The following is a 26,441-nucleotide window of genomic DNA, read 5'->3' on the forward strand; positions in this document are numbered from 1 at the left end:
CCGTGGCACGGACAAGGCCGCCACGCTCCGCGACGGCCGGGAGCGGTTCGTGTGCCGTCAGGGGGCGGGCTCGTGGCTTCGTCCCGGGGTCTCGGTGGTGTGCGGCGCGGTGGCCCGGCGGCCGCGGGGCATCAGCACCGCCGTGATCACCAGCGCGGCGAGGCCGCCCACGGCCGCGGCGAGGAACGCGTCGTGGTTGGCCGCCTCCTGGGCGGCCACGACCGCCCGCGGGTCGCCGGCCGCGGCCGCGAGGTCGTCGGACAGCCCGCTGAAGGCGATCGTCGTGATGACGGCGAGGCCGAGCGCGCCGCCCGCCTCCTGGCTGGTGTTGATCAGCCCGGCGCCCACCCCGGCCTCGGCCTCGTTCACGCCGGCGAAGGCCGCGATCTGCAGGGTCACGTAGACCATCCCGCAGCCGAGGCCGAGCAGGACGAACGGGGTCAGCAGGTCCGCGGCGTACGAGCCGCCCGCCGGGGCCCGCCGCATCAGCAGCAGCCCGGTGACGGCGAGGGCGAGGCCGGTCATGAGCACTGTCCGCGCCGCCAGTTTCGCGAGCAGTCCGGAGGCCACCGCGGCGCCCGCGGCGACGGCCACCGCCAGCGGCAGATACGCGAAACCGGCCGTGAGCGGCGAGTAGCCGTAGACCTGCTGCATGAAGATGCTCGCGAAGAAGAACAGGGCCGAGAAGGTGCCGAAGACCAGCACGGCCGCGATGTTCGCGGTGCGTATCGTCTTCTTCCGTACGAAGCCGAGGGGCATGATCGGTGCCGCCGCGCGGGACTCGATGGCGACGAACGCCGCCAAAAGCGCGGCGGCCCCGGCCAGGCCGCCGAGGGTGCGGCCGGTCGCCCAGCCGGCCCGGGTGGCCTCGCCGAGCGTGAAGATGAGCAGCAGCAGCCCGGAGGTGAGCGTCAGCGCCCCGAAGATGTCGAACGGGCGGTGGCGCTCCTGCGCCGCGCCCCGGCTCTCCGGGACGATCCGCGGCGCGGTCAGGGCGGCGGCCACGCCGACGGGCACGTTCAGATAGAAGATCCACTCCCACCCGGGCCCGTCGGCGAGAAGGCCGCCGAGGATCACGCCGGCGATCGAGGCGATGCCCGCCAGCGAACCCCACACGCCGAGTGCCTTGTTGCGCTGCGGGCCCTCCGGGAAGGTGCTCGTCAGCAGCGACAGCGCGGACGGGGCGATCAGCGCGGAGCCGAGCCCCTGGGCGGCGCGCGCGGCGATGAGCATGGAGCCGTCGACCGCGAGGCCCGCGGCGAGCGAGGCCAGCGCGAAGACGGCGAAGCCCGCCCGGAGCAGCCGGCGTCGGCCGAATCTGTCCCCCAGCCGCCCGCCGAGCAGCAGGAATCCGCCGAGCACCGTCGCGTAGGCGGTGACGATGTACTCCTGGCTGACGTCGGACATGTCCAGGGCCTCGCGGATGGAGGGCAGGGCCAGGTTCACGATCGACACGTCGAGGAAGACCATGAACTGGCCCAGGCAGAGGAACGCGAGGACGGCGCCGGGCCGGGCGGCGGGCCCCGCCGCGCCGGGAGGCGGGGAGGGAGTTGCGGACGTCATGGCAGTCGTGTTCCTTCGCATGGGTACGTGTCTTCGGCGGGTCGGTCCGGCGTCGTCCTGGGCCGTGCTCGGGTGTCAGCCGGCCTGCGCCGGGCGCCACTGCTCGGTCGGCGGGACGCCGGGCCGCGGCTTGCCGATCAGCGCCAGCGGGATGAAGAAGTTGACCTGCCCGATCGCCATGGCGAGCGTGGCCAGCGCGGTGGGGTCGTAGTGCTGGGCCGCCCGCGCGTACAGCTCGTCGGGGACGCGTTCCCCGTGCGGGCCGGGCGTGAGGACGGCCTCCACCAGTTCCAGCGCCACGCGCTCGGCCGCGGTGAAGCAGGGGGCGTCGGCCCAGGAGGCGACGGCGGTGATCTTCTCCTCCGGCACCTCCGCGCGGCGCAGGTTGGCGGTGTGCAGGGTGGTCAGGTAGGTGTTGCCGACGAGTTGCCCGGCGCGGAGGTGGACCAGCCCGACGGTGCCGCGGGGGACGGCTCCGTTGCCGACGATCTTGAACAGGGCGGCGCTGACGTCGCCGAGTTCGGGGACCAGCTGCTGCGGGTCGGGGAGGCGGGAGACGGGGGTTTCGGGGGTCTGCTCGGTCGCGTGCACGACGGGTCCCTTCGCTGGTGGCGGGCTGTTCGCGCCCGCCTGATCGGCTCGTTCACCGCACTGACGACGGGCGCGGGGCGAAGGTGACCGGCCCGGCCGGGTTTTCTCCGCGGGTTTCCGCGCGTACGCGGTCGGCCCCTTCCGGCGACGCGGCGTCGCCGGAAGGGGCCGGGGGGGAGCAGGTAGGGGGAAGGGGTCAGTCCGCGGCGGGGCCGAGGTCGAGCCGGGCCAGCCGCTCGGGGTCGGAGAGGATGTCGAGGGCGGCGATCCTGCCGTCCGTGACGGTGAAGCTCATGACGGAGAACAGCGTCCCGTCGACGGTGTTGACCAGCCCGGCCAGGCCGTTGACCAGGGCGGGGTGCGTGGTGGTGGCCGTCGCCATGCGCCGGAACGTCTCCGCCTGACCCGCCACGGCCTCGGCGCCCCGGACGACCCGCAGCCCTCCGTTGAGGACCCCGCCGTCCGCGCGCAGCACCACGTCGGGATCGAGGAGGGACAGCAGCCCGTCGAAGTCGCCGCCGCGCGCGGCGGTCAGGAAGGCGTCCACCACCCGCCGCTGGCCGGCCGGGTCCGGGTCCGGCGGCGGGGCCGCGCCCCGGACCCGCTGCCGCGCCCGGCTCGCGAGCTTCTTCGCCGTGGCGGGCGTACGGTCGACGATCGGCGCGATCTGCTCGAAGGGCAGCCCGAACAGGTCGTGCAGGACGAACGCGAGCCGCTCGGCCGGGCTGAGCGACTCCAGCACCACCAGCAGCGCGAGGCCGACCGAGTCGGCCAGCAGCGCCTGCTGCTCGGGGTCGGCCCCGTCCGCGTGGTCCTCCCGGCTGACCACCGGGTCGGGCAGCCGCGCCTCCAGCGGCTCCTCGCCCCGGCGCCGGCGCGCCCGGAGCATGTCGAGGCAGACCCGGCCGACCACGGTGGTCAGCCAGCCGCCGAGGTTGCCGATCTCCCGGTCCTCGGACCGGGCCAGCCGCAGCCACGCCTCCTGGATGGCGTCGTCCGCCTCGGTCAGCGAGCCGAGCATGCGGTACGCGACCGCCTTGAGGTGCGGGCGGTGCTCCTCGAACCGAGCGGCGAGAAAGTCGGCGGGGTCCACGGTGGCGCCCTCCTTCCACGAGCGGTGTCGTGCCTTTGACGTTCCGGAACTCACGAAGGTGACCGCGGCTCACCGGGGGATACGGGCCCGTGGCCGGAGAGGACCGCCCCGGCGGCGCGGCGGGCGTCGTCGGCGGTTTCGGCGGCCCGGGCGGCCCGGGCGGCCTCTTCGCAGCGGGCGAGGGGGTGCCGGGCGAGTTCGGCCCGTACGTGCGGGATGGCCGGGGCGCTCATGGACAGGCTGGTGACGCCGAGGCCGACCAGGACGCAGGCGAGCAGCGGGTCGGCCGCCGCCTCGCCGCACACGCCGCAGCCCTTGCCCGCGTCCCGCGCGGCCGTCGCGGACAGCGCGACGAGGTCGAGCAGCGCCGGCTGCCACGGGTCCTGCAGCCGGGCGAGGGCGCCCGCCTGCCGGTCGGCGGCGAAGGCGTACTGCGCCAGGTCGTTGGTGCCCAGGGAGAGGAAGTCGGCCTCCCGCAGGATCGACCGGGCGCGCAGCGCCGCGGCGGGTATCTCCACCATGGCGCCGGCCTTCGCGCGCAGCCCGGTCTGCGCGCAGGCGTCGGCGAACGCCCTGGCGTCGGCGCGGTCGGCGACCATCGGGGCCATCACGTCGAGGGCGACGGGCAGGCCCTCGGCGGCCTCGCCCAGGGCGGTCAACTGGGCGCGCAGCACCTCCGGGTGGTCCAGGAGGGCGCGCAGGCCGCGGACGCCGAGGGCGGGGTTGGGCTCGGCGGCGGGGGTGAGGAAGTCCAGCGGCTTGTCGGCGCCCGCGTCGAGGACCCGTACCACCACGCGGCTGTCGGGGAACGCCGCCAGCACCTCGCGGTACGCGCGGACCTGCGTCTCCCGCGACGGCGCCCGCCGGCTGTCGTCGAGGAACAGGAATTCCGTACGGAACAGGCCCACGCCCTCCGCCCCCGCGGCCAGCGCCGCCGGCACGTCCGCCGGGCCGCCGACGTTGGCCAGCAGCGGCACCCGGTGCCCGTCGCGGGTGGCGCCGGGGCCGGTGGCCGCCGCCGCGGCCGCCGCGGTCCGGGCCGCCGCGGCGGTCAGTTCGGCGCGGCGCGCGGGCTCCGGGTCGACGTACACCTCGCCGGTCGAGCCGTCGACGGCGACGACGGTGCCCTCGGCGAGTGCGCCGGCGCCGGGCAGCGCCACCACGGCGGGCACGCCGAGCGCGCGGGCGAGGATGGCGCTGTGGCTGGTCGGCCCGCCCTGTTCGGTGACGAAGCCGAGGACGAGCGCGGGGTCGAGCAGGGCGGTGTCGGCCGGGGCCAGGTCGCGGGCGATCAGGACGTACGGCTCGTCGCTGTCCGGTACGCCGGGCATCGGCACGCCCAGCAGCCGGGCGACGATCCGGTCGCGTACGTCGTCGAGGTCGGCGACCCGCCCGGCCAGGTACTCCCCGGCGCCGGCGAGCAGTTCGCGGTACGCCCCGAAGGCGTCGTACACCGCGCGCTCCGCGCCGCTGCCCGACGTGATGCGCTGCTCGACGTCGTCGAGCAGCGCGGGGTCGCGGGCCATCATTGCCTGGGCGTCGAGTACTGCCCGCGCCTCGCCGCCGCCGCGCTCACCGCGCGCGGTCAGGTCGTCGGCGACGGCTTCCACGGCGGGCCGGATCCGTGCCAGCTCCCGCGGCACCTCCCGCCGGCCGACGTGGACCGCCGGCGGTTCCCCGACCCCGGCGCCCATCCGGCGGACTCCGCCGATCGCCAGCCCCGGGCTCACCCCGAGGCCCCGCATCGTCTTCTCCATCTCGCCCCTCGTCTCCCGCGCTGCTGAATCTCTGCTGTTCGACCCCTTGTACGAGGCAATTTGCATATCGTATACAGGATCCATGTCTGGAGTAATCTTGCTCACGCACGGTCCGCTGGGGGAAGCCCTCGTCGGGACCGGCCGGATGATCGCGGGCGATGCGGGCGCGCCCGTCGCGATCGGCTTCACCCCCGCCATGAGCCCCGACCGACTCCGCGAGGAGCTCGCCGCGGCCGCCGCGGCCCTCTCCGGCGACGAGCACCTGCTGGTGGCCGACCTGCCGGGCGGCACGCCGGCCCGGGTGGCCGCGGCGTACGCCGCCGAAGCCGGACACCACGTCGTCACCGGCGTCAACCTGCCCATGCTCCTGGAGATCCTGCTGGCCGACCCCGCCGCCACGGCCGCCGAGCTGGCCGAACGCGCCGTTCAGGCGGGCCGGGACGGCGTCCTCGACCTGGGCGCCGCCCTGCGAAGAGAAGGAGGGGCCTCATGAGCCTGCAGATGTCGTTGCTGGTCGCCGTGATCGTCGGCCTCGCGTACCTGGCGCGGCGCATCGCCGGCGACCCCCAGCTCGAACGGCCGATCGTGCTGGGGCCGATCCTCGGTCTGCTGCTCGGCGACCTGGACACCGGGCTCGTCGTCGGCGGCACCATGGAGCTGATCTTCATCGGCGCCGCGCCCTTCGGCGGCACCGCCCCGCCGAACGTCGCGATCGGTACCGCCGTGGGCGTCTCCATCGCCATCGAGACCGGTCAGGGCGTGGAGTCCGTGCTGGTGGCGGCGGTGCCGGCCGCGGTGCTCGGCACCTTCTTCGAGCTGTTCGCCAAGGGCAGTTCCTCGTTCCTCGTGCACTACATCGACCGTGCCGCCGAGGCGGACGACGGCCGGCGGATCTTCGCCACCATGTGGTGCTCCAACGCCATCCACTTCCTCAGCTACGCGGTGCCGACCTTCATGGCCGTCCACTTCGGCGCGCCGGCGGTCGAGTCGGTGGTCGACGCCCTGGACGGCAGGGTCAACGACGGGCTGCTGACGGCCGCCGCCATCCTTCCGGCGGTGGGCTTCGGGATCCTGCTCTCCGTCCTGTTCACGAAGACCCTCTTCCCGGTCTTCCTCATCGGGTTCGCGCTCGCCGCCTACACCGAGTTCACCGTCCTCGGCGTCGCTCTCCTCGCCACCGCCCTGGTGCTCGTGCTGCAGCGCTCCCGCGCCACGGCATCCCCGCCCACCCCCGTCGCCTGAGAGGCCAGCCCCATGGCACCCACACCCCCGAACGGCACCCCCGACCCCGCCGATTCGCCCGATCTCACCAAGTCCGCCGCCGACGAGAGCCCGGCCACCGCGGCGGTGCCCACCGACGCCGAGGCCAAGCGGGAGATACGCCAGCTCGCCGTCCGGTCGGTCGTCCTCCAGTCCGGCTTCAACTACGAGCGGTTCCAGAACGTCGGCATGTGGTGGGCCCTGCGCCCCCTGCTGGAGAAGCTCTACCGGCCCGGCCCCGAGCGCGCCGCCGCGTACAAGCGCCACCTGATGTACTTCAACACCCACCCGTTCGTCGTCGGGCCGATCCTCGGCATCGTCGCCGGCATGGAGCGCCGGCGCGCGGCGGGGGAGAAGAACCTCGACGACGAGGCGATGAACTCCGTCAAGGTCGGCATGATGGCCCCGCTGGCCGGCATGGGCGACTCGATCGTCTTCGGTACGATCCGGCCCATCCTGTCCGGGGTGTGCGCCACCCTGGCCGTGCAGGGCAACATCGCCGGGCCCATCCTGTTCTTCACCGTGATGCTGGCGATCCAGGTCCTCCTGCGCGCCTACGGCACCTCGATCGGCTACCGGCAGGGCATCGCCTTCCTGGAGAAGCTGGACCCGCGCCAGATCGACCGCGTGAAGGAGAGCGCGACGATCGTCGGCCTCGCCGTCGTGGGGGCGCTGGTCGCGACCCTCATCGAGATCGACACGCCGCTGAAGTACACCAAGGACGAGGCCGTCATCAACGTCCAGACCCAGCTCGACACCATCCTGCCCGCGCTGCTGCCCCTGCTCGCCGCGCTGGGCGTGTTCTTCGCCATCCGCCGCCGCATCCCCGCCACGTGGGTGCTCGTGGGCACCACCGTCGTCGGGCTCGTCGGCGGCTACCTCGGGGTGATCGGAGCGGCGCAGTGACCCCGCCCACCGCCCGCGCGGCCGCCCGCCGCCCGGCCCGTACCGCGGAGCCCGGGTGGACGTGACCGCCGCGGCCGGCGCCCCGGCCCGCCCGCTCGCCGTGCTCGGCGGCCACGTCGTCGCCGACGACCACGCCGTACGCCCCCGTGACCTGCTCCTGATCGACGGGCGCATCCGTACGCTCCCGGCCGGCCGCAGGCCGCCCGCCGGGGTGGAGACGCTGGACGCGACCGGGTGCGTGGTCGCCCCCGGGTTCATCGACACCCACGTGCACGGCGCCCTCGGACACAACTTCATGGACGCCACCGGGCTCGCGGCGATCAGCGGCCACCTGCTGCGCCACGGCGTCACCGCCTGCCTGGCCGCCACGGCGACCACCGACCCGGCCCGGCAGCGCAGTTCGCTGGCCGCGCTCGCCGCCGCTACCGGCCGGCTCGCGCCCGGCGGGGCGGAGCTCCTCGGCGTCCACCTGGAGGGGCCGTTCCTCAGCCCCGCCCACGCCGGCGTGCACCGCCGCGCACACCTGCGGAACCCCACCCCGGCCGAGATATCCGGCCTGCTGGACGCCGCGGCCGGCCGCCTGCGGGTGGTCACGCTCGCCCCCGAACTGCCCGGCGGCGCCGAGGCGGTGACGCAGCTCGCCGAGGCCGGCGTGACCGTCTCGCTCGGCCACTCCGGCGCCACCGACGCCGACGTGCGCGAGGCCGTCCGGCTCGGCGTCACCCGGGCGACGCACCTGTTCAACGGCATGCCGCCGATGCACCACCGGGAGCCCGGCCCGGTGCCCGCGCTGCTCACCGACCCGCGGGTCCGCGTCGAACTCGTCGCCGACGGCCGCCACGTCGCCGACCGGATGCTGCAACTGGCCGTCGCGGCCGCGGGGCCGGACCGCGCCATGCTCGTCAGCGACGGCGCCGACGTCTCCGGCCTCGCCGACGGCGCGTACACGCGGTGGGAGGGCACCCGCGTCAGCCTCCGCGGTACGCACGTCAGCCGCGCCGGCGGCGGGGTGGCGGGCAGCGGCGCGGGCATCGACGCGGGCGTCCGGCGGCTGGTGCACCACTGCGGCGTACCGGCGGGCGAGGCCCTGCACATGGCGTCCGCCGTGCCCGCGGCCTCGCTGGGCCTGACCGACCGCGGCACCACCGCGGACGGCGCCGTCGCCGACCTCGTCGTACTCGACCGGCTCCGGGTACGCCACACCCTCGTGTCCGGAGCACTCGCCTACTCGGAGGAGAACCACCCATGACCGTCAAGTTGATCAGGGTCGACGACCGCCTCATCCACGGCCAGGTCGCCGTCGGCTGGACCAGGTCGCTCGGCGTGGACCACATCGTCGTCGCCGACGACAAGGTGGCCGGCGACGCCATGCAGAAGACGCTGATGAAGATGGCCGCGCCCACCGGGGTCGGGGTGACGTTCACGCCGGTGCCGGACGCCCCCGCCCGGGTGGCGGAGCTGGCCGGGCAGGCGGTGCTCGTCCTGGTCCGCGGGCCGGTCGAGCTGGCCGCGGTGCGCGCCGCGGGGCTGCCGATGACGTCGGTGAACGTCGGCAACGTCCACTCGGGGCCGGGCCGTACGAAGCTCACCCGCGAGGTGTACGCCAGTCCGGAGGAGCTGGAGATCTGGCGGGGACTGGCCGCGGACGGTATCGAACTGAAGGCGCAGTGGCTGCCGGACCAGGGCGTCACCGACCTCCGGTCAGTGATCGGACAATGACACGACACCCGGCCATCGAGGAGAAGAACCCGTATTTATGAGCGAGTTGGAGCAGGCGCCGAAGAAGGTCGACAGGCCCAAGCCGCTGCGCGTGAGCGTGGCCGAAGCGATTGAGGACATGATCATTCACGGGGTACTCCAACCCGGCGCACGACTGGGGGAAGAGCCGCTCGCCCAGCAGCTCGGCGTGAGCCGGCTGCCGGTCAGAGAGGCGCTGCAACGACTGGCCGCCGACGGCTTCGTGGACCTCCGCCAGGGGCGCAGCGCGGTGGTGCACACGCCGGTCGCCGACGAGGTCGACGACATCTTCGCGGTCCGGCGGGTGCTGGAGGCCGAGGGCGCCCGGCAGGCCGCCGTCCGTATCACCGACGAGGACGTCGACCGGCTGCGCGGGATCTGCGATCTCGGCAACCGGGAGGTGACCGGCGGCGCGGACAAGGCGACGCTGGTGGAGCTCAACCGGACGTTCCACGGCACCGTCACGGCCATCGCCGGAAACAAGGTGCTCGCTGGCATGCTCACCAGCCTGGAGAAGAAGATCGCCTGGTGCTTCTCCGAGGTCGTGATCGAACGCGCGCCGGCGTCCTGGCGCGAGCACGCGGACATCGTGGCGGCCCTGGCCGACCGCGACGCGGGCGAGGCCGAACGCCGGATGCACGCGCACCTGAGCAAGACCCGAGCCCTGCTCGACGCCCGCTTCGGAAGCCCTCGGTGAACGGTGAGCACTGGCTGCTGGTGGCGCTGGCCGGCCTCGTGGCGGGAGCGGTCAACGCGGTGGCGGGGGGCGGTTCGATGCTCTCGTTCCCCGCCCTGGTGGCCGCCGGAATGCAGCCGTTGCAGGCCAACGTGACCAACGCGGTGGGCCTGCTGAGCGGATACTTCGGCGGCAGCGTCGCCTACCGGGAGGAGCTGAAGGAGACCCGCGGCGCCGTCCGGCGGTACGCGGCCGCCGCCGTGCTCGGCGCGGTCTGCGGCACCTGCCTGTTGCTGCTGCTGCCGGCCGAGGTCTTCGAGGCCGTGGTGCCGGGCCTCATCGTGGCCGGATGCCTCCTGGTGGTGGTCCAGCCCCGGCTCACCGAGGCCGTGTCGCGGCGCCGCGACATGAACAGGAACAAGAACAAGAGCAGGAACAAGAGCGGAGACAGGGACGAGGACGGCGCACCGGCCGCCCTGGCCCTCCCCTGCCTGTTCGGGGCGGGCGCGTACGGCGCCTACTTCGGGGCGGGGCTCGGCGTCATCCTGTTCGCGACGCTCGCGCTGCTCCAGCATGAGGTGCAGCAGGCCAACGCGCTGAAGGCGCTCCTGTCCCTGGCGGTCAACCTGGTCGCCGCCGTTCTCTTCGCCTTCTTCGCCCCCGTCGACTGGGGGGTCGCGGCCGTGCTCGCGGTCACGAGCCTCGTCGGCGGCGTGGCGGGCGGCAGGTTCGCCCGGCGGCTGTCCGACCGCAACCTCAGACTCGCCGTGCTGCTCGCCGGCATCGGCGGCGCCGTCTGGCTCGTCACCTCCTGACGCGCGGCCACCGCCGCCCCCTCCCGCACGATCCGGAAAGTGAAGGAAAGAACATGCCCAGCATCACCACCAGCGTGGGCGCAGGCGTCGGCCTGCACGCCCGCCCGGCCGCCACCTTCGTGCAGGCGGCCGCCCGGACCGGCCTGAAGATCGGGATCTCCCGGCCGGACCAGCCGCCGGTGCCGGCCGACAGCCTGCTGCGGGTGCTGACGCTCGGCATCCGTACGGGCGAGCCCGTCCTGCTGACCTGCGACGAGGACGGCCCGGCCGCGGACGCCGCGCTGGCGTCGCTCGCCGAGCTGCTGCGCACCGCCGAGTAGGGCGCGCCCGCCGCCGGGCCGCCCCGGGCGGCCCGGCGGGCGACGGCTTACCGCTGGCGGTAGCCGTCGAGGAAGGTGCCGATGCGGGTGATCGCGTCCGCCAGGCCGTCCTTTTCGAGGAGGGTGACGATGCGGAAGTGGTCGGGCCGCGGCCAGTTGAAGCCGGTGCCCTGGACCAGCAGGATGTTCTCCGCGCGCAGCAGGTCGAGGACGAAGCGGGCGTCGTCCTCGATCTTGTGGACCTTCGGGTCGAGGCGGGGGAAGGCGTACAGGGCGCCCTTGGGCTTGACGCAGGTGACGCCCGGGATCTGGGTGAGCAGCTCGTAGGCGGTGTCGCGCTGCACCAGCAGGCGGCCGCCCGGCAGGATCAGGTCCTTGATCGACTGCCGGCCGCCGAGCGCGGTGGCGACGATGTGCTGGGCCGGGACGTTGGCGCACAGGCGCATGTTCGCCAGGATCGTCAGGCCCTCCAGATAGCTGCGGGCGTCCTGCTTCGGGCCGCAGACGGCCAGCCAGCCGCTGCGGTAGCCGGCCACGCGGTACGCCTTGGAGAGCCCGTTGAAGGTGAGGACCAGCAGGTCGGGGGCGTAGGTGGCGGTGGGGGCGTGGGTGGCGTCGTCGTAGAGGATCTTGTCGTAGATCTCGTCCGAACAGAGCACCAGGCCGTGCCGGCGGGCGATGTCGGCCAGGCCGCGCATCATCTCGGCGTCGTAGACGGCGCCGGTGGGGTTGTTCGGGTTGATGACGACCAGGGCGCGGGTGCGGTCCGTGATGCGGCGCTCGATGTCGTCCAGGTCCGGCATCCAGTCCGCCTGCTCGTCGCAGCGGTAGTGCACGGGGGTGCCGCCGGCCAGGGAGACCGAGGCCGTCCACAGCGGGTAGTCGGGGGCCGGGATCAGGACCTCGTCGCCGTCGTTGAGGAGGGCCTGCATGGACATCTGGATCAGCTCGGAGACGCCGTTGCCCAGGAAGATGTCCTCGACGTCGAGGTCGATGCCCTGGGTCTGGTAGTGCTGCATCACGGCGCGGCGGGCGGGCAGGATGCCCTTCGAGTCCCCGTAGCCGTGGGCGGTGCCCGCCGTACGGAGCAGGTCCTCCAGGATCTCCGGCGGGCACTCGAAGCCGAACGGTGCCGGATTGCCGATGTTCAGCTTGAGGATCTGGTGACCCGCCGCCTCGCGCCGCATCGCCTCTTCGAGCACGGGGCCCCGGATGTCGTAGCAGACGTTGGCGAGCTTCGTTGACTGGATCACCTGCATGCGGCCACTGTACGGGCCGGTCCCCGGGCCCGCCTCCGGAAATCGTGCGAGGCCGGTCACACGGCGGACCGCCCTCCGGGCCGCCCCCGGAGCTGCCACAATGCCCTGATGGCCGCCCAACCACCCACCGGCGGGGCCGCGTTCGCCCCCGTCGCCGGCGCCGCGCTCGCGCTCGTCAACGACGAACCCGTGACCGCGCCCGGCGACGACGTCCTCGGCAGCGGCCGCGCCGCGACGCAGCTCGCCCAGCTGCTCTGCGCCTCCCGCGCCTCGACGCCGTTCACCCTCGCCGTCGACGCCGGCTGGGGCATGGGAAAGTCCAGCCTGATGCGGCTGGTGGACGCCAGGCTGCGGGCCGAGCCGGACGTGGACACGGTCTGGTACAACGCCTGGACCTCCACCGGCGCCGACGCCCTCGAAGGGCTCGTGAAGTCGGTGCTGGTGCGCTTCGAGCGCCGTACCCTCAAGCGCGCGCTGTCCCGGGTCACCCGGGGACGCACGGTGGTGCGCGGGGCACGCGCCGTCACCACGGCGCTCGGCGGCGCGCTCGGCGCGGCGGGGCTCGTCGACGAGCTGTGGACCAGCTGGGACGCGGGCCCGGAGTCGCGCAACGCCATGCGCGAGGAGATCCAGAGCATGGCCCAGGACTGGGCCGGGCGCCGGCCCCGGCGGCTGCTGGTCGTCTTCATCGACGACCTCGACCGCTGCCACGACGAGACGGTCCTCGCCGTCTGCGAGGCGCTCAAGGTCTACCTCGACGTGCCCGGCCTCGTCTTCGTCGTCGGCTGCGACCGCTCCGCGCTCGGCCCCAGCGGGCTGCTGCGCGACCTGTCGCCGGCGGGGTCGGCGTTCATGGAGAAGATCTTCCAGACCAGCTACCGCATCCCCGTCGCGGACAACGAGGGCGTCGGCCGCTACGTCGAGTGGTGCGCGCGGACCGCGGGCATCGAGGGCATGCTCGACGACGGGCTGAAGAACGTGCTGGTGGAGCGGTCGGGGCGGAACCCGCGGCGGATCAAGCGGCTGGTGAACGGGTTCGTGCTGGAGGCCACGCTGAACCCGGTGTGGTCGGGCTTCCCGCGGGAGTCGGTCATCAGGACCCTGCTGCTGCAGTACTTCTACCCGGAGTTCTACCGGATGATGACCGGAGCCGCGGGCGCCCCCGGCGAGGACGTGGTGCAGGAGTTCACGACGTACCGCCGGGTGCGCCGCACGCTGCTCTCGCCGGTGCCGCCGGCCGAGCAGGAGGCGGCGCCGGAGTTCGCCTCGTACACGCAGGTCGGCGACTTCTTCGCGCAGTACGACCTGTACCCGCCGGCGCCCGGGCAGGACGGGGCGGCGGCCCTGGAGCAACTGGAGCGGCGGCTGCCGATCGGCTTCCCGGAGCACGCGGACGACCAGGAGTTCACGACGCTGCTGGGGGAGCTGCTGCGGGTGCCGGACGCGGAGCGGCTGCTGGTGCTGCTGCGCGAGGGCGCGCCGACGGCGGTGGAGGAGCCGGACTACGAGCCGCCGGTGCCGCTCCCGTACCAGGACGGGACCGGCGCGGTGCCGAGGGCCCGGGGGGCGGCCCCGCGCGGTGGGCCGCAGGGAACCCCGGCCCCGTACGCAAGCCCGCCGCCGTACCCCGGGTCCGGGACGCCGGGCGCGGCCCCGCAGCAGTTCGTCCCGCCGGCCCAGTCCCAGCCCCTGCCCCAGGCCGTGCCGCCCCAGGGGGCCTACCCCGGCTCCGGCCCCCCGGGCGACGGCGACTACGGCGGCGACCACGCCTGGCCGCCGCCGTCGCTCGCGCTGAACGGCATGCGGATCCTGTGGGTCGACGACGAGCCCGAGAACAACACGGACCACGTCCGCCGGCTGCGCCGCGAGGGCGCCCGGGTCACGACCGTACGCGACCGCGCGGAGGCCGAGCGGGAGATGGCCGTCGCCCGGCCCGATCTGCTGATCTCCGACATCACCCGCGGCAGCGACCGGTCCGCCGGCCTGGACGACCTGCGGCACTGGCGCGACTCCGGCGCGTACACCGGCTCCGCCGTGTTCTTCGCCAGCCGGGTCACCCCCGAGCGCCGGGACGCCGCAGCCGAGATGGGCGCACCGGTCCTCGCTGGCGGAGACCTGCTGCTGCAGTACGTCGAGGAGATGGCCCCGTCCCTCAGGGCCGCCCGCGCCGCCGAATCGTCCGCCCCGGCACCGCCCCCGTCCGACGGCCCTCCCGGATGACGTACTCCCCGCCCACCAGCACGTACGGCACCCCCACCGGACCCCGCCGCGGGTCCTCGTACGTCGCCCCCGCCGCCACCGTCGCCGGGTCGAACAGCACCAGGTCCGCCACGTAGCCCTCCCGCACCAGCCCCCGGTCCGCCAGCCGCAGCCGGGCCGCGGGCCGGGCGGTGAGGTGGTGCACGCACTCCTCCAGCGTCAGCACGCCCAGCTCGCGCACGTAGTGCCCGAGGTAGTGCGGGAAGGTGCCGTACGCCCGCGGGTGCGGCTTCGCGCCGTGCAGGATGCCGTCGCTGCCGCCGGTGTGTGCCGGGTGGGTCATGATCGCCCGGACGTTCTCCTCGTGTCCGACGTGCTGGAGGATCGTCGTCGCCAGCCGGTCGTCCAGCAGCAGCCGGCGGGCGGTGTCGAAGTCCGGCAGCCGCCGCCCGACCCACTCCGCGAGGGCCGGGTCGTCCACGCCGGAGACCTCGATCGTCGACCAGTCCATCGGCACCCCGTGCGAGCCGTCCGAGCCCTCGACGTCCAGCGCGTGCCGGATGCGCGCCGCCGTGTCCGCGTCCCGCAGCCGCGTCAGCGTCGCCTCCGGGCCGCCGGCCGCGGCCCAGCTCGGCAGGAGCGCCGCCAGCGTGGTGCACCCGGCCAGGTAGGGGTACGTGTCCAGGGTGACGTCGACGCCGTCGGCGAGCGCGCGGTCCAGCAGGGCGGTCAGCTCGGCGGCGCGGCCGGTGTTGACGTCGAAGTTGAGGGTGGCGTGCGCGAGGTGCAGCGCGCAGCCGGCGTCGCGGGCGAGGCCGAGCATCTCGGCGTACGCGCCGAGGGCGCCGGCGCCGTACGAGCGGTGGTGCGGGCAGTAGTAGCCGTCGTACGCGGCGACGACCCGGCACAGCTCCGTCAGCTCGGCGGTCGGGGCGTACATCCCCGGGGTGTACGTCAGCCCCGACGACATGCCCACCGCGCCCTGCTCCAGGCCCTCCGCGACGAGCCGCTTCATGTGCGCCAGCTCGCCGTCCTTGGCCGGCCGGTCCTCCCAGCCCACCGCCAGCGCCCGCACCGTGCCCTGCGGGACGAGGTACGCGGCGTTGACGGCGAGGCCGTCGCCGTCGGGGCCGCGGTCGAGGCGGTCGAGGTACTCGCCGACGGTGCGCCAGTCGAACGCCACCGCGTCGTCGCCGGGCCCGCCGCCGTTCCAGCCGGCGATCTGGCGGCGCAGCGGGCCGAGGACGCGGTCGTCCACGGGCGCGTACGACAGCCCGTCCTGGCCGATGACCTCCAGCGTCACTCCCTGGGCGGCCTTCGCGGTGTGGTCGGGGTCGCGCAGCAGGGCGAGGTCGGAGTGGGCGTGCATGTCGACGAAGCCGGGGGCGAGGACGAGGCCGCCGGCGTCGAGGACGGTCCGGCCGGTGAGCCGTGGGCCGATCGCGGCGATCCGGCCGTCCGCCAGCCCGACGTCGCCGCGGTGGCCGGGCGCCCCCGAGCCGTCGACGACGAGGGCGCCGCGGATCACCAGCTCCATGTCCTGCGCTCCCGTCCGCCGGTCAGAAGAAGGTCCGTACGTACTCCGTGACCGTACCGTCCGCCTCGGCCAGCGGGATCAGCTGCCACTTGTCGAAGATCGTGCACGGGTGCGACAGCGCCAGCGCCACCCAGTCCCCGACCTCCAGCTCCGCGCCCTCGGCGACGTCCAGCCAGGCGTGCTGGTCGGAGAGCTTGCGCACCGTGATCCCCGTCGCCGCCCGCTCCGCGCCCACCGCCCCGCCGGCCGGGTCGTAGCCGCGGACCGCCATCGGCACCGGCAGGTCCAGGTCGTACGCGGCGTCCCGCTTGCCCGCGTTGACGAACGCCTGCCCCGGCTCCGGCCGCGAGACCACCTGCGTCCACAGCCGGAACGCCGGCGTCAGCGACCCCTCGCCCGGCACCCGGTTGAACGGCGTCACCCGGCTGTAGTGCCCGTCGTCGTGGCTGATGTACGCGCCCGAGCGCAGCAGCTTGAGCAGGGGCCGCGACAGCTCCGGCGCCGCCGCGAAGCCGTCCGCGACGGCGTCGAACCACGCGCTGCCCCCGGCGCTGACCACGATCTCGCCGGTGTCCGCGAAGAGCCCGGCGGCGTCCAGCTCCGCCGTCAGCGCCAGCAGCCGCCCCATCCAGCCGCGCACCACCGCGGCGTCCGCGCCGGGCGCCTCCGCCTCGTACCCCGCGACCCCGACCAGGCGCAGCGTCCCCGCCCGCGCCGCCGCCTCGGCGACCGCCCGGCACTCCGCCTCCGTACGCGCCCCGGTGCGCGCGCCGGGGCCGGCGCCCAGCTCGACGGTCACCTCCACCGGGCGGGCGGCCCCGGCCGCCCGCAGCGCCGCGTCCATCAGCTCGACGCCGCGCACGGAGTCGACGTAGCAGACGAGCCGGAAGTCCGGGTCGGCGGCCAGCTCGGCGGCGAGCCAGCGCAGCGCGGCGGCGTCGACCAGCTCGTTGGCGAGGAAGATCCGCCGGGCGCCGTACGCGCGTGCCACCCGCGCCTGGTGCGGGACCGCGACCGTGATGCCCCAGGCGCCCTGGTCGAGCTGGCGGGCGAAGAGCTGCGGGGCCATCGTCGTCTTGCCGTGCGGCGCGAAGGCGAGGCTGTGCGCGGCGGCGAAGCGGGCGAGGGCGCCGAGGTTGTGCTTCAGGGCGGGGGCGGAGAGCGCGAGCACGGGGGTGGTGAAGCCGCCGGTGAACAGCGACCGGCGCTCGGCGGCGAGCGCGCCGACGGTCGTGCCGGCGGCGTCGGGCGGCAGGCCCTTGAAGCGGTGGTCGATACGTTCTTCCGCGAGCTCGGCCAGCGCTTCCATGAAGCCCTCCAGCAGGTTGGTTGCGTATGGTGCAACGTGCGTTGCGTATATCGACACCGCTGTCTAACATCCGGGCCAACGGCCGGTCAACGGTGGACGGGCAGGTCGGGGCGGTGCGAAGCGGGACAGCGCGACGGCACCGCGGCACGACAGCACCACGGCACCACGGCACCACGGAACGGCGGGAGGTCGCGATGAGCCAGTCGGTCGGCCGCGCGCTCGCCATCCTGCCGATGCTCGCCGACGGCCCCGCCGGCCTGGAGCAGGTCGCCACCGGGCTCGGCGTGCACAAGACCACCGCCATGCGGCTGCTGCGCACCCTCCACGCACACGGCCTGGTCTACCGCCAGGACGACCAGCGCTACCGCCTCGGCGCCCGGCTCTTCGCCCTCGCCCAGGCGGCGGCCGAGAGCCTGGACGTACGCGAGATCGCCCACCCGCACCTGGTCCGGCTCGGCGAGGCGACCGGGCACACCGTGCACCTCGCCGTCTACGAGGACCGCGAGGTGATGTACATCGACAAGGTCGACAGCCGCTACCCGGTGCGCATGTACTCGCGCATCGGCCGGCCCGTCGCGATCACCGTCGCGGCCGTGGCCAAGCTGCTGCTGGCCGACCTGCCGGAGCCGGAGCGGCGCGCGGTCGCCGAGCGGCTCGACTACCCCATGTACACCCCCCGTTCGACGCCCGACGCCCGGGCCCTGCTCGACGAGCTGGCCACCGTGCGCGAGCAGGGGTGGGCCACCGACTTCGGCGGCCACGAGGAGTCCATCAACTGCATCGGCGCCCCCATCCGCGGGGCCGACGGCCGGACCGCGGCCGCCTGCTCCCTGTCGGCGCCGAACGTCGTCGTCACCGCGGACGAGCTGATGGCCCTCCTCCCGCAGCTGCGCCGCACGGCGGCAGCGATCAGCGACGACTACTCCGGAAGAGTGCCCTCATGAGCGACAAGGCCCAGAAGACCGCCGTCACCCCCGCCAACCACGTACCGCCGCCGGCCCGCTTCTCCGCGGGCGTGCGCAAGGGCAACATCCTCCAGGTCGCCGGGCAGGTGGGCTTCCTGCCGGCCGAGGAGGGCAAGGCGCCGACCCCGGCGGGCCCGACGCTGCGCGCGCAGACCGAGCAGACGCTGTCCAACGTCAAGGCGGTGCTGGAGGAGGGCGGCGCGTCCTGGGAGGACGCGGTGATGATCCGCGTGTACCTCACCGACACCGCCCACTTCGCCGAGTTCAACCAGATCTACGACGCCTACTTCGCGGAGCTGGAGCAGCCGCCGGCGGCGCGTACGACCGTGTACGTCGGGCTGCCCGCCGGGCTGCTCGTGGAGATCGACTGCCTGGCCGTGCTCGGCTGAGGCGCTCAGCCCGCCGCGACGGCGGCCGGGCCGCGGAACGTCCGCCGGTAGGCGTTCGGGGTGGTGTCCAACCGGCGCAGGAAGTGGTGGCGCAGGGTGGCCGCGTTGCCGAAGCCGGCGCGGGAGGCGATGGCGTCCACCGTGTCGTCGGTCTCCTCCAGCAGCTGCTGGGCCAGCAGGATCCGCTGGCCCAGCAGCCACTGGTACGGCGTCGTCCCGGTCTCCTGCTGGAAGCGGCGGGCGAACGTGCGCGGCGCCAGGTGCGCCCGCGCGGCGAGCTGCTCCACCGTGGCGTCCTCGTCCAGGTGCTCCTGGAGCCAGGCCAGCACCCGGGCGATGGCGTCGTCGTCGCACGTGCCGCGCACCGGCCGGTCGATGTACTGCGCCTGGCCGCCGTCGCGGTGCGGCGGTACGACCATGCGGCGGGCGATCGCGTTGGCGACCTTGCTGCCCTGCTCCTCGCGCACCAGGGCGAGGCAGGCGTCGATGGCGGAGGCGGTGCCGGCGGAGGTGAGCACCGGGCCGTCGGCGACGTAGAGCACGTCCGGCTCGACCAGCGCCCGCGGGTACTCGCGCTTCAGGTGGTCGGCGAACAGCCAGTGCGTCGTGCAGCGGCGGCCGTCCAGCAGCCCGGCCTGGGCGAGCAGGAACCCGCCGGTGCACACGCTCAGCACCTTCGTGCCGCGCGCCACCGCCTCGCGCAGCGCGTGCAGCAGCTCGGGCGGGAAGTCGCGGTACGCGAACTTCTGCCCGGCCGGCACCGCGATCAGGTCGGCGCCGGCGAAGCGCTCCAGGCCGTTCGGCACGTCGACGGGCAGGCCGGGGTGGATGGTGACGCGGCCGGGGCGCGGCGCGGCGTACGAGAAGTCGTAGACCGGCAGCCCTTCCTCGCTGCGGTCCATGCCGAAGACCTCGCAGATGACGCCCAGCTCGAAGGCGTTGACCTCGTCGGTGAGCAGACAGACGACTTTGGAGAGCATGCGGCAAGTATGACACCGCGATGGCAGTAATTCGAAGTCCTCTGGCAGAGCTGCCACTGTTTGTGTGTGCAAGGATCCGGGATCGTAGAGGACATGAACGCGATCCTGGACTACACCGTCGGAACCCTGGTCCTGCTCCTCGTCGCCGCGGTCCTGATCGGCCCGGCCCTGTACTTCGACCGGCGCGACCGCGTCGTCGACCGCCGGCTCAAGGCCGCCGAGCGCGGCGAGACCCCGGCACCCGCCGGGAACCTGTCCGTACGCGAGGCGATGCACGGCTACGGCCGCGCGGCCTGAACCACCCGGTGCCGCGGCCGGCGCGCGCCCCCGCGCGGGGGCGGGGGCGCGCCCGCGGCGTCGGCCGCGGGTACGTGCGTCGGCCGCGGATACGCGGCGTCAGCCGCAGTATTCAGCCTCCTTGCCGATCGAGCGGTACATGCAGTCGGCGTTCTCCAGCAGTTGCAGCACCGCGTCCCGGTTGCGGCTGGTCTCCCGCTCGATGACCTCGTCGGGCGGGTAGAACCCGCCGCCGCCCGCCGACCTCGGGTACATCTCGAACGTGTAGCTGAAGATCTTCTGGTCGCCCCAGAGGTAGTCGTTGATCGTCCCGTCCGTGATGTACAGGTCGCTCGACTGCTGCGGCGTGTAGCCGTTGCTCGCGGCCATCTTCTCCCCGACCGCGGCGAACGCGTCGTGGTCGTCGCGCGTCAGCCCGGGCGCGGTGTCGTCGTACGTGTACCCGTACGGCCACAGCACCAGCTCGCTGTACGTGTGGAAGTCGATCCCCGCGGTGATCTGCTGCTCGCCGCCGACGACCCGGCTGCGCGCGAAGTCGGCGACGATCCCGACCTCCGGGGCCGACTCGGGGGCGCTGCCGCGGTAGGTGCTGGAGTACGGGCTGCCGGACGAGCCGCCGCAGCAGCCCCAGCGGTAGTCCCAGTTGCGGTTCAGGTCCGTGCCGACCGCGGAGGAGCCCGGGTTGGGCTGGCGGTTCTTGCGCCAGCTGCGGTACGAGCCGGCGGCGATGTCGTACTCGCCGCCGTCCGGGTTGAGGTCCGGCACGATCCAGATCTCCCGGCCGTCGACGGCGTCGGTGATCCGCTGGTCGGTGCCGTAGTCGTCCGCGAACTCGCCGAGCAGGTACAGCGCCATCTCGACGGTGAGGTGCTCGCGGGCGTGCTGGTGGTGGGTGAAGAGCACCTCGGGCTCGTCCTCGTCGGCGCTCACGTTGTCGCTGATCTTGAGCGCGACGATGTCGCGGCCCTCGTGGGAGGTGCCGATGACCCGCTTGCTGATCAGCTCCGGACGCTGGGCGATCCGCCGGTCGATCTCGGCGGTCATCTCCGCGTAGTTGTGGTAGCCGGAGTCGGCCGGCGGGAAGTCGAGCGGGGTGGGGGAGCGGTCCGCGAGCCGGTCGGGCGGGCCGGGGAGCCGCTTGAGCCGGTAGCCGAGCGCGCGGAGCCGCTCGGCCCGGGCGCCGTCGGCGGAGACGACCACGGAGTGGTCGCGTACCTCGTCGACGGAGACGCCGGTGGCGGCGAGGCGGGTACGGGCCTCGCGGCCGGACTGGCCGGCAACCTCGTACTGGTGGATCCGGTCCGGCTGCCCGGCCTGCTCGCGCTGGTGTGCCTGTGCCGTGGTCTCCGCCGGTTCGGCGGCGGGTTCCGCGCCGGCGGCGCTGAGGGTGCCGGCGGCGGCGAGGGAGAGCACCGCGGTCAGGGTCACCGACCGTATGCGTAGTCGCATGCCTGCTCCTGGATGTGGAGGGTGTGTGGAGGGTGCGGCATGGTGCGCGTCAATGGTTGTGACTCTGGCATGGCCGGGTCAAGAGGCAGCGGTGCGTCCGCGCGCGTACGCCCCCTTGTGCGGCCGTGCGCGGACCCCTTTCAATGCCGGGGATCGCAGGGGGGACGAGCTGCGAAGGAGCCGCTGATGGCTGACCGCACCGAGCCTGCGTCCGCACCACCCGAGATGAGAAAGGCGAAGTGGCGGTACATCGGCCCCGGGATCGTCGTGGCCGCCACCGGAGTCGGCGCCGGCGACCTGGTGGCCACGCTGCTCGCCGGCAGCAAGTTCGGCTACACCCTGCTCTGGGCCGCCGTGGTGGGGTGCGTCGTCAAGGTGGCCCTCGCCGAGGCCGTCGGCCGCTGGCACCTGGCCACCGGCCGCACCCTGTTCGAGGGCTGGCGCACCCTCGGCGGCTGGACCTCCGGGTACTTCGCGGTCTACGTCGTCGTCTGGGGCTTCGTCTACGGCGCCACCGCCATGTCGTCCTCCGCGCTGCCGCTGGTCGCGCTCTTCCCGGACGGCCCGGACCTGAAGACGTGGGGCATCCTCACCGGCCTCGCGGGGCTGGCCTTCGTCTGGTTCAACCGCTACGCGGTCGTCGAGAAGGTCATGACCGTCCTCGTCGGCGTGATGTTCGTGGTCGTCGTCTACGTCGCGATCCGCGTCGGCCCCAATGCCGGGGACGCCTTCGCGGGGCTGTGGCCCACGCTGCCCGACGACTCGCTGCTGTACACCCTGGGCCTGGTCGGCGGCGTCGGCGGCACGATCACCATGGCCGCGTACGGCTACTGGGTCAACGCCAAGGGCTGGACGGACGTCGGCTGGCTGAAGGTGATGCGGCTGGACAACCGGGTCGCCTACGTCACCACCGGCGTCTTCGTCGTCGCCATGCTGTTCGTCGGCGCCGAGCTGCTGCACGCCACGGGCATCGCGCTGGAGTCGGGGAGCGGCGGCCTGGTGGACCTCGGCGACGTCCTGGAGGAGCGCTACGGCGCGGCCACCGCGAACCTCTTCCTCGTCGGCTTCTTCGCCACCTCGTTCACCTCGCTCGTCGGCGTCTGGCACGGCGTCAGCCTGCTCTTCGCGGACTTCGTGGCGAACGTGCGCGGCGGGCTCGGCCGGCTCGGCGGGCGCGGTCCGACCGCCGGCGACGGCGGCGGCGCGCGGGAGACCGCCGCGGGCGGGCGCGAGCGGTCGCTGCCGTTCCGGGCGTACCTGCTGTGGCTGACGTTCCCGCCGATGACGCTGCTCTGGCTCGACCGGCCGTTCGCCATCGTCATCACGTACGGCGTGCTGGGCGCCGCCTTCCTGCCGTTCCTGGCGCTGACCCTGCTGTGGCTGCTCAACACCGGCCGCACCCCGCGGCAGTGGCGCAACGGCGTGCTCAGCAACGTCCTGCTGACCGTCTCCGGACTGCTGTTCCTCGTGGTGTGCGTCCAGGAGATCCGGGACCTGCCCTGGTGACCGGCCCCCGGCGCCGCTGAAAGGGCCCGCCCGCCCAGGTGACCTGGACGGGCGGGCCGGGGCCGTCGGCGCGGCCGGCAGTGCGGGAGGCGGCCGGCCGCGGACGGCGGTCAGGGCAGGGCGTGCACGTGCGGCCCCACCGCGCTGGACCAGGAGTTGCCGGCGGTGGCGTCCCAGTTGGTCGACCACGTCATCGCGCCGCGCAGGTCCGGGTACGTCCGCGGGGGCTTGAACGAGCCGCAGTTCGTCCCGCGGGTCAGGCAGTCGAGCGCGTTGTTGACGACGGCCGGGGAGGTGTAGCCGCCGCCCGCCGCGCGCGTCGACGCCGGCAGGCCGAGGCCGACCTGTGAGGGCGCGAGCCCGCCTTCGAGCTGGATGCAGGCCAGGGCGGTGAGGAAGTTGATCGTGCCCTGCGCGTACACCCCGCCGTCACAGCCGAGCATCGTCCCGCTGTTGTAGTACTGCATGTTGACGACGGTGAGGATGTCCTTGATGTTCAGCGCCGTCTGGAAGTACGAGCCGGCCGTCGACTGCATGTCGATGGTCTGCGGCGCCATCGTGATGACGAGGTCCGGGCCCGCCAGCTGCGACAGCCGGCGCAGGGCCTCCGTCATGTACGTGGGGTTCAGGCCGTTCTCCAGGTCGATGTCGACGCCGTCGAAGCCGTACTCCTGCATCAGGGCGTAGACGCTGTCGGCGAAGTTCGCCGCCGCGGCCGACGAGCCGACGGAGACCCGGCCCTTCTCACCGCCGACCGAGATGATCACGGACTTGCCGTCCTGCTGCTTGGCGGCGATGTCCTGCTTGAACTGCGGGACGGTGTAGCCGCCGAGGCCGGCCGAGTCGAGGTTGAAGGTCACCGCGCCGGGCGTGGTGGTGGCGTCGGCGAAGGCGACCGCGATGATGTCGTACTGGTTCTGGACCTCGCGGATCGTCTGCACCGTCGCGCCGTTGTCGAAGTTCTGCCAGTAGCCGGTGACCGCGTGCTTCGGCACCTGGCCGCCGCCGCCGTCGTCCGGGGTGGTGGTGGCGGTGACGGGCGCGGACCGCGGCGACTCGCCGGCGGCGTTGGTCGCGGTCACCCGGAACTCGTACGCCGTCGAGGGCGTCAGCCCGGTGACGGTCGCGGAGGCGCCGGACGTGCTGAGGACCTTGGTGCCGTCGCGGTAGACCTGGTAGCCCGTCGCCTCGGCCACCGGGGACCAGCCCAGTGAGACCGAGCGGGCGGCGGTGCCGGTCACTTCGAGGCCGGTGGGCGTGGCGGGGATGGTGCCGGGGTCGCCGCCGGGGCCGGTGAGGCTGACGTCGTCGGCGTGGTAGGCGGGCTGGCCGTACCAGCCGTGGGTGTAGATCGTCACCGAGGTGGTGTCCGGCCCGGTGGTGAAGCTGGTCGTCAGCTGGCTGTACGACGACGCCCCGGCGGTCCAGGTGGACACGTCGGTGGTGCCGGTGCCGCTGGCGCCGAGGTAGGTGTACGAGCCCTGCACCCACGCGCTCAGCTCGTACGCGGAGTCGGGCCGCACCGCGACCGTCTGGGTGCAGCGGGCGTTGTCCTGCCCGGCCGGGGTGGCGCGCAGCGCCCCGGTGCCGGAGCGCACCGGGCTGGTGACGGTGGTGGGGGCGGTGCCGGAGCAGGTCCAGCCGCTCAGGCCGGACTCGAAGCCGGGGTTCTGGACGAGGTTGGCCGCGGCGCCGGTGGCCGCCGGGGTGCCGAGGAGCGTGGCGAGGAGGCCGCCGGCGGCGGCGACGGCCAGCCGGCGGAAGGCGGTGCGGGCGGATCGGGCGGTGCGGGGACTGCGGAGCGGGCGGGGTCTGCGGGCTCGGAACACGGGGGCCTCCGTAACCGGTGGGGAGCGCGTGGGGAGCGCGTGAGGAGCGGGACCGTGCGGGTAGTGGCGGGCCGGGACGTACGGGGCAGGGGTGGTGCCGGTCGGTGCAGGGTGTGCGCCGCACAACTTGGTCCAGACCAATGCGGGTGTCAAGTCCTCCCGTAGCAGAGACGCGCCCCGCGGCGCCGCCCCGGGGCGCCGTCCGCCCGCCCCGCGGCGCCCCAACCCTCTTTGCAGAAAAGGTGTTTTCGCAGTCCACGTGGCGGTTATGGTGCTCAGAGCGTGTCTGAGACCGGTGGGGGGACGCCCGACGTGCCAACAGCCATCGCAGTCACCGGCCCCGACCTCGTGCTCCCCGCCCCCGGCCGGCACGGGCCGCTCGGCCGGCAGGGCCCGCCCGGCCTCCCCGACCCCACGGTCCTGGCGCTGCGCCACCCGCGGGAGCAGCCCCTGGAGGAGGCGCTGGCCGAGGTGTCGGCCGTGCTGGAGCAGCACGGCTTCCTCGTCGTGCTCCACCCCGCCGCCGCACCCGCCGCCGTGGTCCGCCGGCTGCACACCGTGCGGTCCGTGCTGGAGAGCGACCGGATGGCGCTCATCCCGCTGCCCTTACCGCCGCTCGCCGTCGCCGTCATCGCCCGCCAGCTGCTCCAGCTCGCCACCGCCGACCTCGGCGCCGGCGTGCTCGCCACCGCCGCCCGGCTGCTCACCCACTACGTCCACGCCGGCGCCGTGCTCGGCAGCGTCGCCAAGCTGGACCGGGTGCCGGTGACCCTCGGCGCGCACGCCCGCTCCTGGGTGCCCGGCGCGCAGTTCGCCGTGCTCGCCGCGCCCCGTCCGCTGCTGGTACGGATCGGCCGCGACCCCGTGCCGCCCGGCCCGGACTTCGCCACCGGGCTCGTGCACGCCTCCGGGCGGCTCGACGCCGCCTGGGTCACCGGCGAACTGGCCGCCGCCTGGCGGGTGCAGACGCGGGAGCCGGCGCCGCTGCCCGCGGCGTCCGCGCCCTGGTGGGCGACGGAGAAGGTGTGCGAGTTCGCCGCCGGGATCACCGACCCGCTGGTGCTGAGCCGGCTGGTGGCGTCGGTGCAGCGGGCGCGCTGCTCGTGGTGCGGGCTGGAGATCATCGGCGACCGGTGCCTGCTCTGCGCCACCCCGGTGCCGCCGGGCCCGGCCGCCCCGTCACCGGCGCCGCCCCGGTTCGTACCCGCTCCGCCCGGGCCGGCTCCGGCCGCCGGCGCGGCGATACCGTCACCCTCCGAGAACACCCGTTGAGGTCCCGTCGATGAACTCACGCCAGCGTCGCGGCATCATCCTCGTCCTGCTGTCGGTCCTCGTCGCACTCGGCGCGTTCGCCGGCGTGCTGGCGTTCGTCAGCGACGTGGAGTCCAAGGTCGGCGACGAGGCCACCGCGTACCGGCTCACCACCGACGTCGAGGCGTACGAGCCGCTGGCGCCGGACCAGTACGAGAAGACCACCATGCCGAAGCGGTGGCTGCCCGACACCGCGGTCACCGACCCGGACGAACTGGACGGCAAGGTCGCGCTCACGCCGCTCACGGAAGGCTCGCTGCTCCAGCGCGACATGGTCAGCGGCCGGCCCGAACTGGAGCCCGGGCAGCAGGAGATCGCCATCATGATCGACGCCTCCACGGGCGTCGCCGGGAAGATCACCCCGGGCGCCCGGGTCAACATCTTCGCCACCTTCGACGCCCGCAGCGACGGCGAGAAGCCCGTCTCCCAGGTGATCGTCGCGGGCGCCCGCGTCATCGACGTCGGCGAGCTGACCCCGATCGAGCGCACCGGCGACGACGACCCGCGCGCCGACGAGGGCGAGGCCGTGCCGATCACCTTCGCGCTCGGCACCTCCGACGCGCAGCGCGTGGCGTACGCGGAGTCCTTCGCCACGCACGTGCGTCTCGCCCTCGTCGCCCCGGGCGAGGAAGATACGGACATCGCCCCCGAGGACCGCACGTACACCCTCGACGAGGACCGGTGAGGGGTCGC

At 74.1% G+C, this 26,441-nt stretch carries 25 protein-coding genes; 15 read left to right on the forward strand and 10 right to left on the reverse strand.

Features of this window, described 5'->3' with window-relative positions; genetic code table 11:
• Positions 1–57: 57 nt before the first annotated feature.
• The 4 genes from ACHZ99_RS27620 to ptsP all read right to left on the reverse strand — a co-directional run bounded on the left by ACHZ99_RS27620 (position 58) and on the right by ptsP (position 5,004).
• On the reverse strand, positions 58–1,563 hold the full coding sequence (locus ACHZ99_RS27620; protein ID WP_420307478.1) for an MFS transporter: 1,506 nt from the start codon (positions 1,561–1,563) through the stop codon (positions 58–60).
• A 75-nt stretch (positions 1,564–1,638) separates the two neighbouring features.
• On the reverse strand, positions 1,639–2,154 hold the full coding sequence (locus ACHZ99_RS27625; protein ID WP_420307479.1) for a carboxymuconolactone decarboxylase family protein: 516 nt from the start codon (positions 2,152–2,154) through the stop codon (positions 1,639–1,641).
• A 196-nt stretch (positions 2,155–2,350) separates the two neighbouring features.
• The gene (locus tag ACHZ99_RS27630) at positions 2,351–3,247 is read right to left on the reverse strand and encodes a sigma-70 family RNA polymerase sigma factor (RefSeq protein ID WP_420307480.1); all 897 of its coding nucleotides are present in this window, start codon (positions 3,245–3,247) and stop codon (positions 2,351–2,353) included.
• A gap of 50 nt (positions 3,248–3,297) precedes the next feature.
• Entirely contained in the window at positions 3,298–5,004 is a 1,707-nt protein-coding gene (gene ptsP, locus ACHZ99_RS27635; RefSeq protein WP_420307481.1) for a phosphoenolpyruvate--protein phosphotransferase, read from the reverse strand.
• An 82-nt stretch (positions 5,005–5,086) separates the two neighbouring features.
• Here ptsP and ACHZ99_RS27640 point away from each other — a divergent pair, with 82 nt between their 5' ends.
• From ACHZ99_RS27640 to ACHZ99_RS27675, 8 genes are read left to right on the forward strand one after another with little or no spacing between them, the layout of a single operon-like run.
• Positions 5,087–5,497: a PTS sugar transporter subunit IIA gene (locus tag ACHZ99_RS27640; protein WP_420307482.1), complete on the forward strand. Its 411-nt coding sequence runs from the start codon at positions 5,087–5,089 to the stop codon at positions 5,495–5,497.
• The gene (locus ACHZ99_RS27645; RefSeq protein ID WP_420307483.1) at positions 5,494–6,246 is read left to right on the forward strand and encodes a PTS sugar transporter subunit IIC; all 753 of its coding nucleotides are present in this window, start codon (positions 5,494–5,496) and stop codon (positions 6,244–6,246) included. The genes ACHZ99_RS27640 and ACHZ99_RS27645 overlap by 4 nt, the downstream gene beginning before the upstream one ends.
• 12 nt (positions 6,247–6,258) lie before the next feature.
• Positions 6,259–7,170 (forward strand): PTS system mannose/fructose/sorbose family transporter subunit IID, encoded by a 912-nt coding sequence (locus tag ACHZ99_RS27650; protein ID WP_420307484.1) that lies wholly within the window; start codon positions 6,259–6,261, stop codon positions 7,168–7,170.
• 55 nt (positions 7,171–7,225) lie between these two features.
• On the forward strand, positions 7,226–8,419 hold the full coding sequence (gene nagA, locus ACHZ99_RS27655) for an N-acetylglucosamine-6-phosphate deacetylase (RefSeq protein WP_420307485.1): 1,194 nt from the start codon (positions 7,226–7,228) through the stop codon (positions 8,417–8,419).
• Positions 8,416–8,889, forward strand: a complete 474-nt coding sequence (locus tag ACHZ99_RS27660; RefSeq protein ID WP_420307486.1) for a PTS system mannose/fructose/N-acetylgalactosamine-transporter subunit IIB — start codon at positions 8,416–8,418, stop codon at positions 8,887–8,889. The genes nagA and ACHZ99_RS27660 overlap by 4 nt, the downstream gene beginning before the upstream one ends.
• A gap of 37 nt (positions 8,890–8,926) precedes the next feature.
• Positions 8,927–9,604 carry a GntR family transcriptional regulator gene (locus ACHZ99_RS27665; RefSeq protein ID WP_420307487.1) on the forward strand — a complete coding sequence of 226 codons (678 nt, stop codon included), beginning with the start codon at positions 8,927–8,929 and terminating at the stop codon, positions 9,602–9,604.
• Positions 9,601–10,398 carry a sulfite exporter TauE/SafE family protein gene (locus ACHZ99_RS27670; protein ID WP_420307488.1) on the forward strand — a complete coding sequence of 266 codons (798 nt, stop codon included), beginning with the start codon at positions 9,601–9,603 and terminating at the stop codon, positions 10,396–10,398. The genes ACHZ99_RS27665 and ACHZ99_RS27670 overlap by 4 nt, the downstream gene beginning before the upstream one ends.
• A 53-nt stretch (positions 10,399–10,451) precedes the next feature.
• Positions 10,452–10,718 (forward strand): HPr family phosphocarrier protein, encoded by a 267-nt coding sequence (locus tag ACHZ99_RS27675; RefSeq protein ID WP_420307489.1) that lies wholly within the window; start codon positions 10,452–10,454, stop codon positions 10,716–10,718.
• Positions 10,719–10,765: 47 nt separating this feature from the next.
• On the opposite strand, the gene ACHZ99_RS27680 is transcribed toward ACHZ99_RS27675, so the two are convergent.
• Positions 10,766–11,977, reverse strand: coding sequence for a pyridoxal phosphate-dependent aminotransferase (locus ACHZ99_RS27680; RefSeq protein ID WP_420307490.1), 1,212 nt, complete (start codon positions 11,975–11,977; stop codon positions 10,766–10,768).
• A 108-nt stretch (positions 11,978–12,085) separates the two neighbouring features.
• Here ACHZ99_RS27680 and ACHZ99_RS27685 point away from each other — a divergent pair, with 108 nt between their 5' ends.
• On the forward strand, positions 12,086–14,197 hold the full coding sequence (locus ACHZ99_RS27685; RefSeq protein ID WP_420307491.1) for a P-loop NTPase fold protein: 2,112 nt from the start codon (positions 12,086–12,088) through the stop codon (positions 14,195–14,197).
• Here ACHZ99_RS27685 and ACHZ99_RS27690 read toward each other — a convergent pair.
• Both ACHZ99_RS27690 and ACHZ99_RS27695 read right to left on the reverse strand, forming a co-directional pair.
• Positions 14,130–15,713 (reverse strand): N-acyl-D-amino-acid deacylase family protein, encoded by a 1,584-nt coding sequence (locus ACHZ99_RS27690; RefSeq protein ID WP_420307492.1) that lies wholly within the window; start codon positions 15,711–15,713, stop codon positions 14,130–14,132. The two genes, ACHZ99_RS27685 and ACHZ99_RS27690, sit on opposite strands and share 68 nt — an antisense overlap.
• 22 nt (positions 15,714–15,735) lie before the next feature.
• A complete protein-coding gene (locus ACHZ99_RS27695; protein ID WP_420307493.1) occupies positions 15,736–17,022 on the reverse strand; it encodes an alanine racemase in 1,287 nt (428 codons plus the stop codon).
• A 194-nt stretch (positions 17,023–17,216) separates the two neighbouring features.
• Between ACHZ99_RS27695 and ACHZ99_RS27700 the strand changes: the two genes are divergently transcribed.
• Together ACHZ99_RS27700 and ACHZ99_RS27705 are read left to right on the forward strand one after the other, a co-directional pair.
• On the forward strand, positions 17,217–17,966 hold the full coding sequence (locus tag ACHZ99_RS27700) for an IclR family transcriptional regulator (RefSeq protein WP_420307494.1): 750 nt from the start codon (positions 17,217–17,219) through the stop codon (positions 17,964–17,966).
• Positions 17,963–18,376 carry a RidA family protein gene (locus tag ACHZ99_RS27705; protein ID WP_420307495.1) on the forward strand — a complete coding sequence of 138 codons (414 nt, stop codon included), beginning with the start codon at positions 17,963–17,965 and terminating at the stop codon, positions 18,374–18,376. Before ACHZ99_RS27700 ends, ACHZ99_RS27705 begins: the two co-directional genes overlap by 4 nt.
• Positions 18,377–18,381: 5 nt before the next feature.
• Here ACHZ99_RS27705 and ACHZ99_RS27710 read toward each other — a convergent pair whose 3' ends face one another.
• Entirely contained in the window at positions 18,382–19,356 is a 975-nt protein-coding gene (locus ACHZ99_RS27710) for a GlxA family transcriptional regulator (protein ID WP_420307496.1), read from the reverse strand.
• 93 nt (positions 19,357–19,449) lie between these two features.
• On the opposite strand from ACHZ99_RS27710, the gene ACHZ99_RS27715 reads away from it, so the two are divergent.
• Complete coding sequence (locus tag ACHZ99_RS27715; protein WP_420307497.1) at positions 19,450–19,653, forward strand: hypothetical protein; 204 nt, start codon at positions 19,450–19,452, stop codon at positions 19,651–19,653.
• A 99-nt stretch (positions 19,654–19,752) separates the two neighbouring features.
• Here the strand turns inward: ACHZ99_RS27715 and ACHZ99_RS27720 are convergent, their stop codons facing one another.
• Positions 19,753–21,102, reverse strand: coding sequence for a M14 family metallopeptidase (locus ACHZ99_RS27720; RefSeq protein WP_420307498.1), 1,350 nt, complete (start codon positions 21,100–21,102; stop codon positions 19,753–19,755).
• A 186-nt stretch (positions 21,103–21,288) separates the two neighbouring features.
• On the opposite strand from ACHZ99_RS27720, the gene ACHZ99_RS27725 reads away from it, so the two are divergent.
• Positions 21,289–22,608 carry an Nramp family divalent metal transporter gene (locus tag ACHZ99_RS27725; protein ID WP_420307499.1) on the forward strand — a complete coding sequence of 440 codons (1,320 nt, stop codon included), beginning with the start codon at positions 21,289–21,291 and terminating at the stop codon, positions 22,606–22,608.
• Between the two features lie 110 nt (positions 22,609–22,718).
• On the opposite strand, the gene ACHZ99_RS27730 is transcribed toward ACHZ99_RS27725, so the two are convergent.
• The gene (locus tag ACHZ99_RS27730; protein WP_420307500.1) at positions 22,719–24,437 is read right to left on the reverse strand and encodes a chitinase; all 1,719 of its coding nucleotides are present in this window, start codon (positions 24,435–24,437) and stop codon (positions 22,719–22,721) included.
• Positions 24,438–24,785: 348 nt separating this feature from the next.
• Here ACHZ99_RS27730 and ACHZ99_RS27735 point away from each other — a divergent pair, with 348 nt between their 5' ends.
• On the forward strand, positions 24,786–25,709 hold the full coding sequence (locus ACHZ99_RS27735; RefSeq protein WP_420307559.1) for a hypothetical protein: 924 nt from the start codon (positions 24,786–24,788) through the stop codon (positions 25,707–25,709).
• Positions 25,710–25,719: 10 nt separating this feature from the next.
• Positions 25,720–26,433 carry a Flp pilus assembly protein CpaB gene (cpaB, locus tag ACHZ99_RS27740; RefSeq protein ID WP_420307501.1) on the forward strand — a complete coding sequence of 238 codons (714 nt, stop codon included), beginning with the start codon at positions 25,720–25,722 and terminating at the stop codon, positions 26,431–26,433.
• Positions 26,434–26,441: the final 8 nt, after the last annotated feature.

Origin of the sequence: Streptomyces sp. MAR4 CNX-425 (assembly GCF_048656465.1) — a bacterium.
In the GTDB taxonomy this organism is placed as follows: domain Bacteria; phylum Actinomycetota; class Actinomycetes; order Streptomycetales; family Streptomycetaceae; genus Streptomyces.

Bases quoted from the DNA above. Each gene is read 5' to 3' on its own strand.
- ACHZ99_RS27680 (WP_420307490.1), bottom strand. From the start codon at position 11,977: ATGCAGGTGATCCAGTCAACGAAGCTCGCCAACGTCTGCTACGACATC.
- ACHZ99_RS27690 (WP_420307492.1), bottom strand. From the start codon at position 15,713: ATGGAGCTGGTGATCCGCGGCGCCCTCGTCGTCGACGGCTCGGGGGCG.
- ACHZ99_RS27640 (WP_420307482.1), top strand. From the start codon at position 5,087: ATGTCTGGAGTAATCTTGCTCACGCACGGTCCGCTGGGGGAAGCCCTC.
- ACHZ99_RS27650 (WP_420307484.1), top strand. From the start codon at position 6,259: ATGGCACCCACACCCCCGAACGGCACCCCCGACCCCGCCGATTCGCCC.
- ACHZ99_RS27725 (WP_420307499.1), top strand. From the start codon at position 21,289: ATGGCTGACCGCACCGAGCCTGCGTCCGCACCACCCGAGATGAGAAAG.
- ACHZ99_RS27665 (WP_420307487.1), top strand. From the start codon at position 8,927: ATGAGCGAGTTGGAGCAGGCGCCGAAGAAGGTCGACAGGCCCAAGCCG.
- cpaB (WP_420307501.1), top strand. From the start codon at position 25,720: ATGAACTCACGCCAGCGTCGCGGCATCATCCTCGTCCTGCTGTCGGTC.
- ACHZ99_RS27695 (WP_420307493.1), bottom strand. From the start codon at position 17,022: ATGGAAGCGCTGGCCGAGCTCGCGGAAGAACGTATCGACCACCGCTTC.
- ACHZ99_RS27685 (WP_420307491.1), top strand. From the start codon at position 12,086: ATGGCCGCCCAACCACCCACCGGCGGGGCCGCGTTCGCCCCCGTCGCC.
- ACHZ99_RS27710 (WP_420307496.1), bottom strand. From the start codon at position 19,356: ATGCTCTCCAAAGTCGTCTGTCTGCTCACCGACGAGGTCAACGCCTTC.
- ACHZ99_RS27620 (WP_420307478.1), bottom strand. From the start codon at position 1,563: ATGACGTCCGCAACTCCCTCCCCGCCTCCCGGCGCGGCGGGGCCCGCC.
- ACHZ99_RS27660 (WP_420307486.1), top strand. From the start codon at position 8,416: ATGACCGTCAAGTTGATCAGGGTCGACGACCGCCTCATCCACGGCCAG.
- ACHZ99_RS27720 (WP_420307498.1), bottom strand. From the start codon at position 21,102: ATGCGACTACGCATACGGTCGGTGACCCTGACCGCGGTGCTCTCCCTC.
- ACHZ99_RS27705 (WP_420307495.1), top strand. From the start codon at position 17,963: ATGAGCGACAAGGCCCAGAAGACCGCCGTCACCCCCGCCAACCACGTA.
- ACHZ99_RS27645 (WP_420307483.1), top strand. From the start codon at position 5,494: ATGAGCCTGCAGATGTCGTTGCTGGTCGCCGTGATCGTCGGCCTCGCG.
- ACHZ99_RS27700 (WP_420307494.1), top strand. From the start codon at position 17,217: ATGAGCCAGTCGGTCGGCCGCGCGCTCGCCATCCTGCCGATGCTCGCC.
- ACHZ99_RS27715 (WP_420307497.1), top strand. From the start codon at position 19,450: ATGAACGCGATCCTGGACTACACCGTCGGAACCCTGGTCCTGCTCCTC.
- ACHZ99_RS27675 (WP_420307489.1), top strand. From the start codon at position 10,452: ATGCCCAGCATCACCACCAGCGTGGGCGCAGGCGTCGGCCTGCACGCC.
- ptsP (WP_420307481.1), bottom strand. From the start codon at position 5,004: ATGGAGAAGACGATGCGGGGCCTCGGGGTGAGCCCGGGGCTGGCGATC.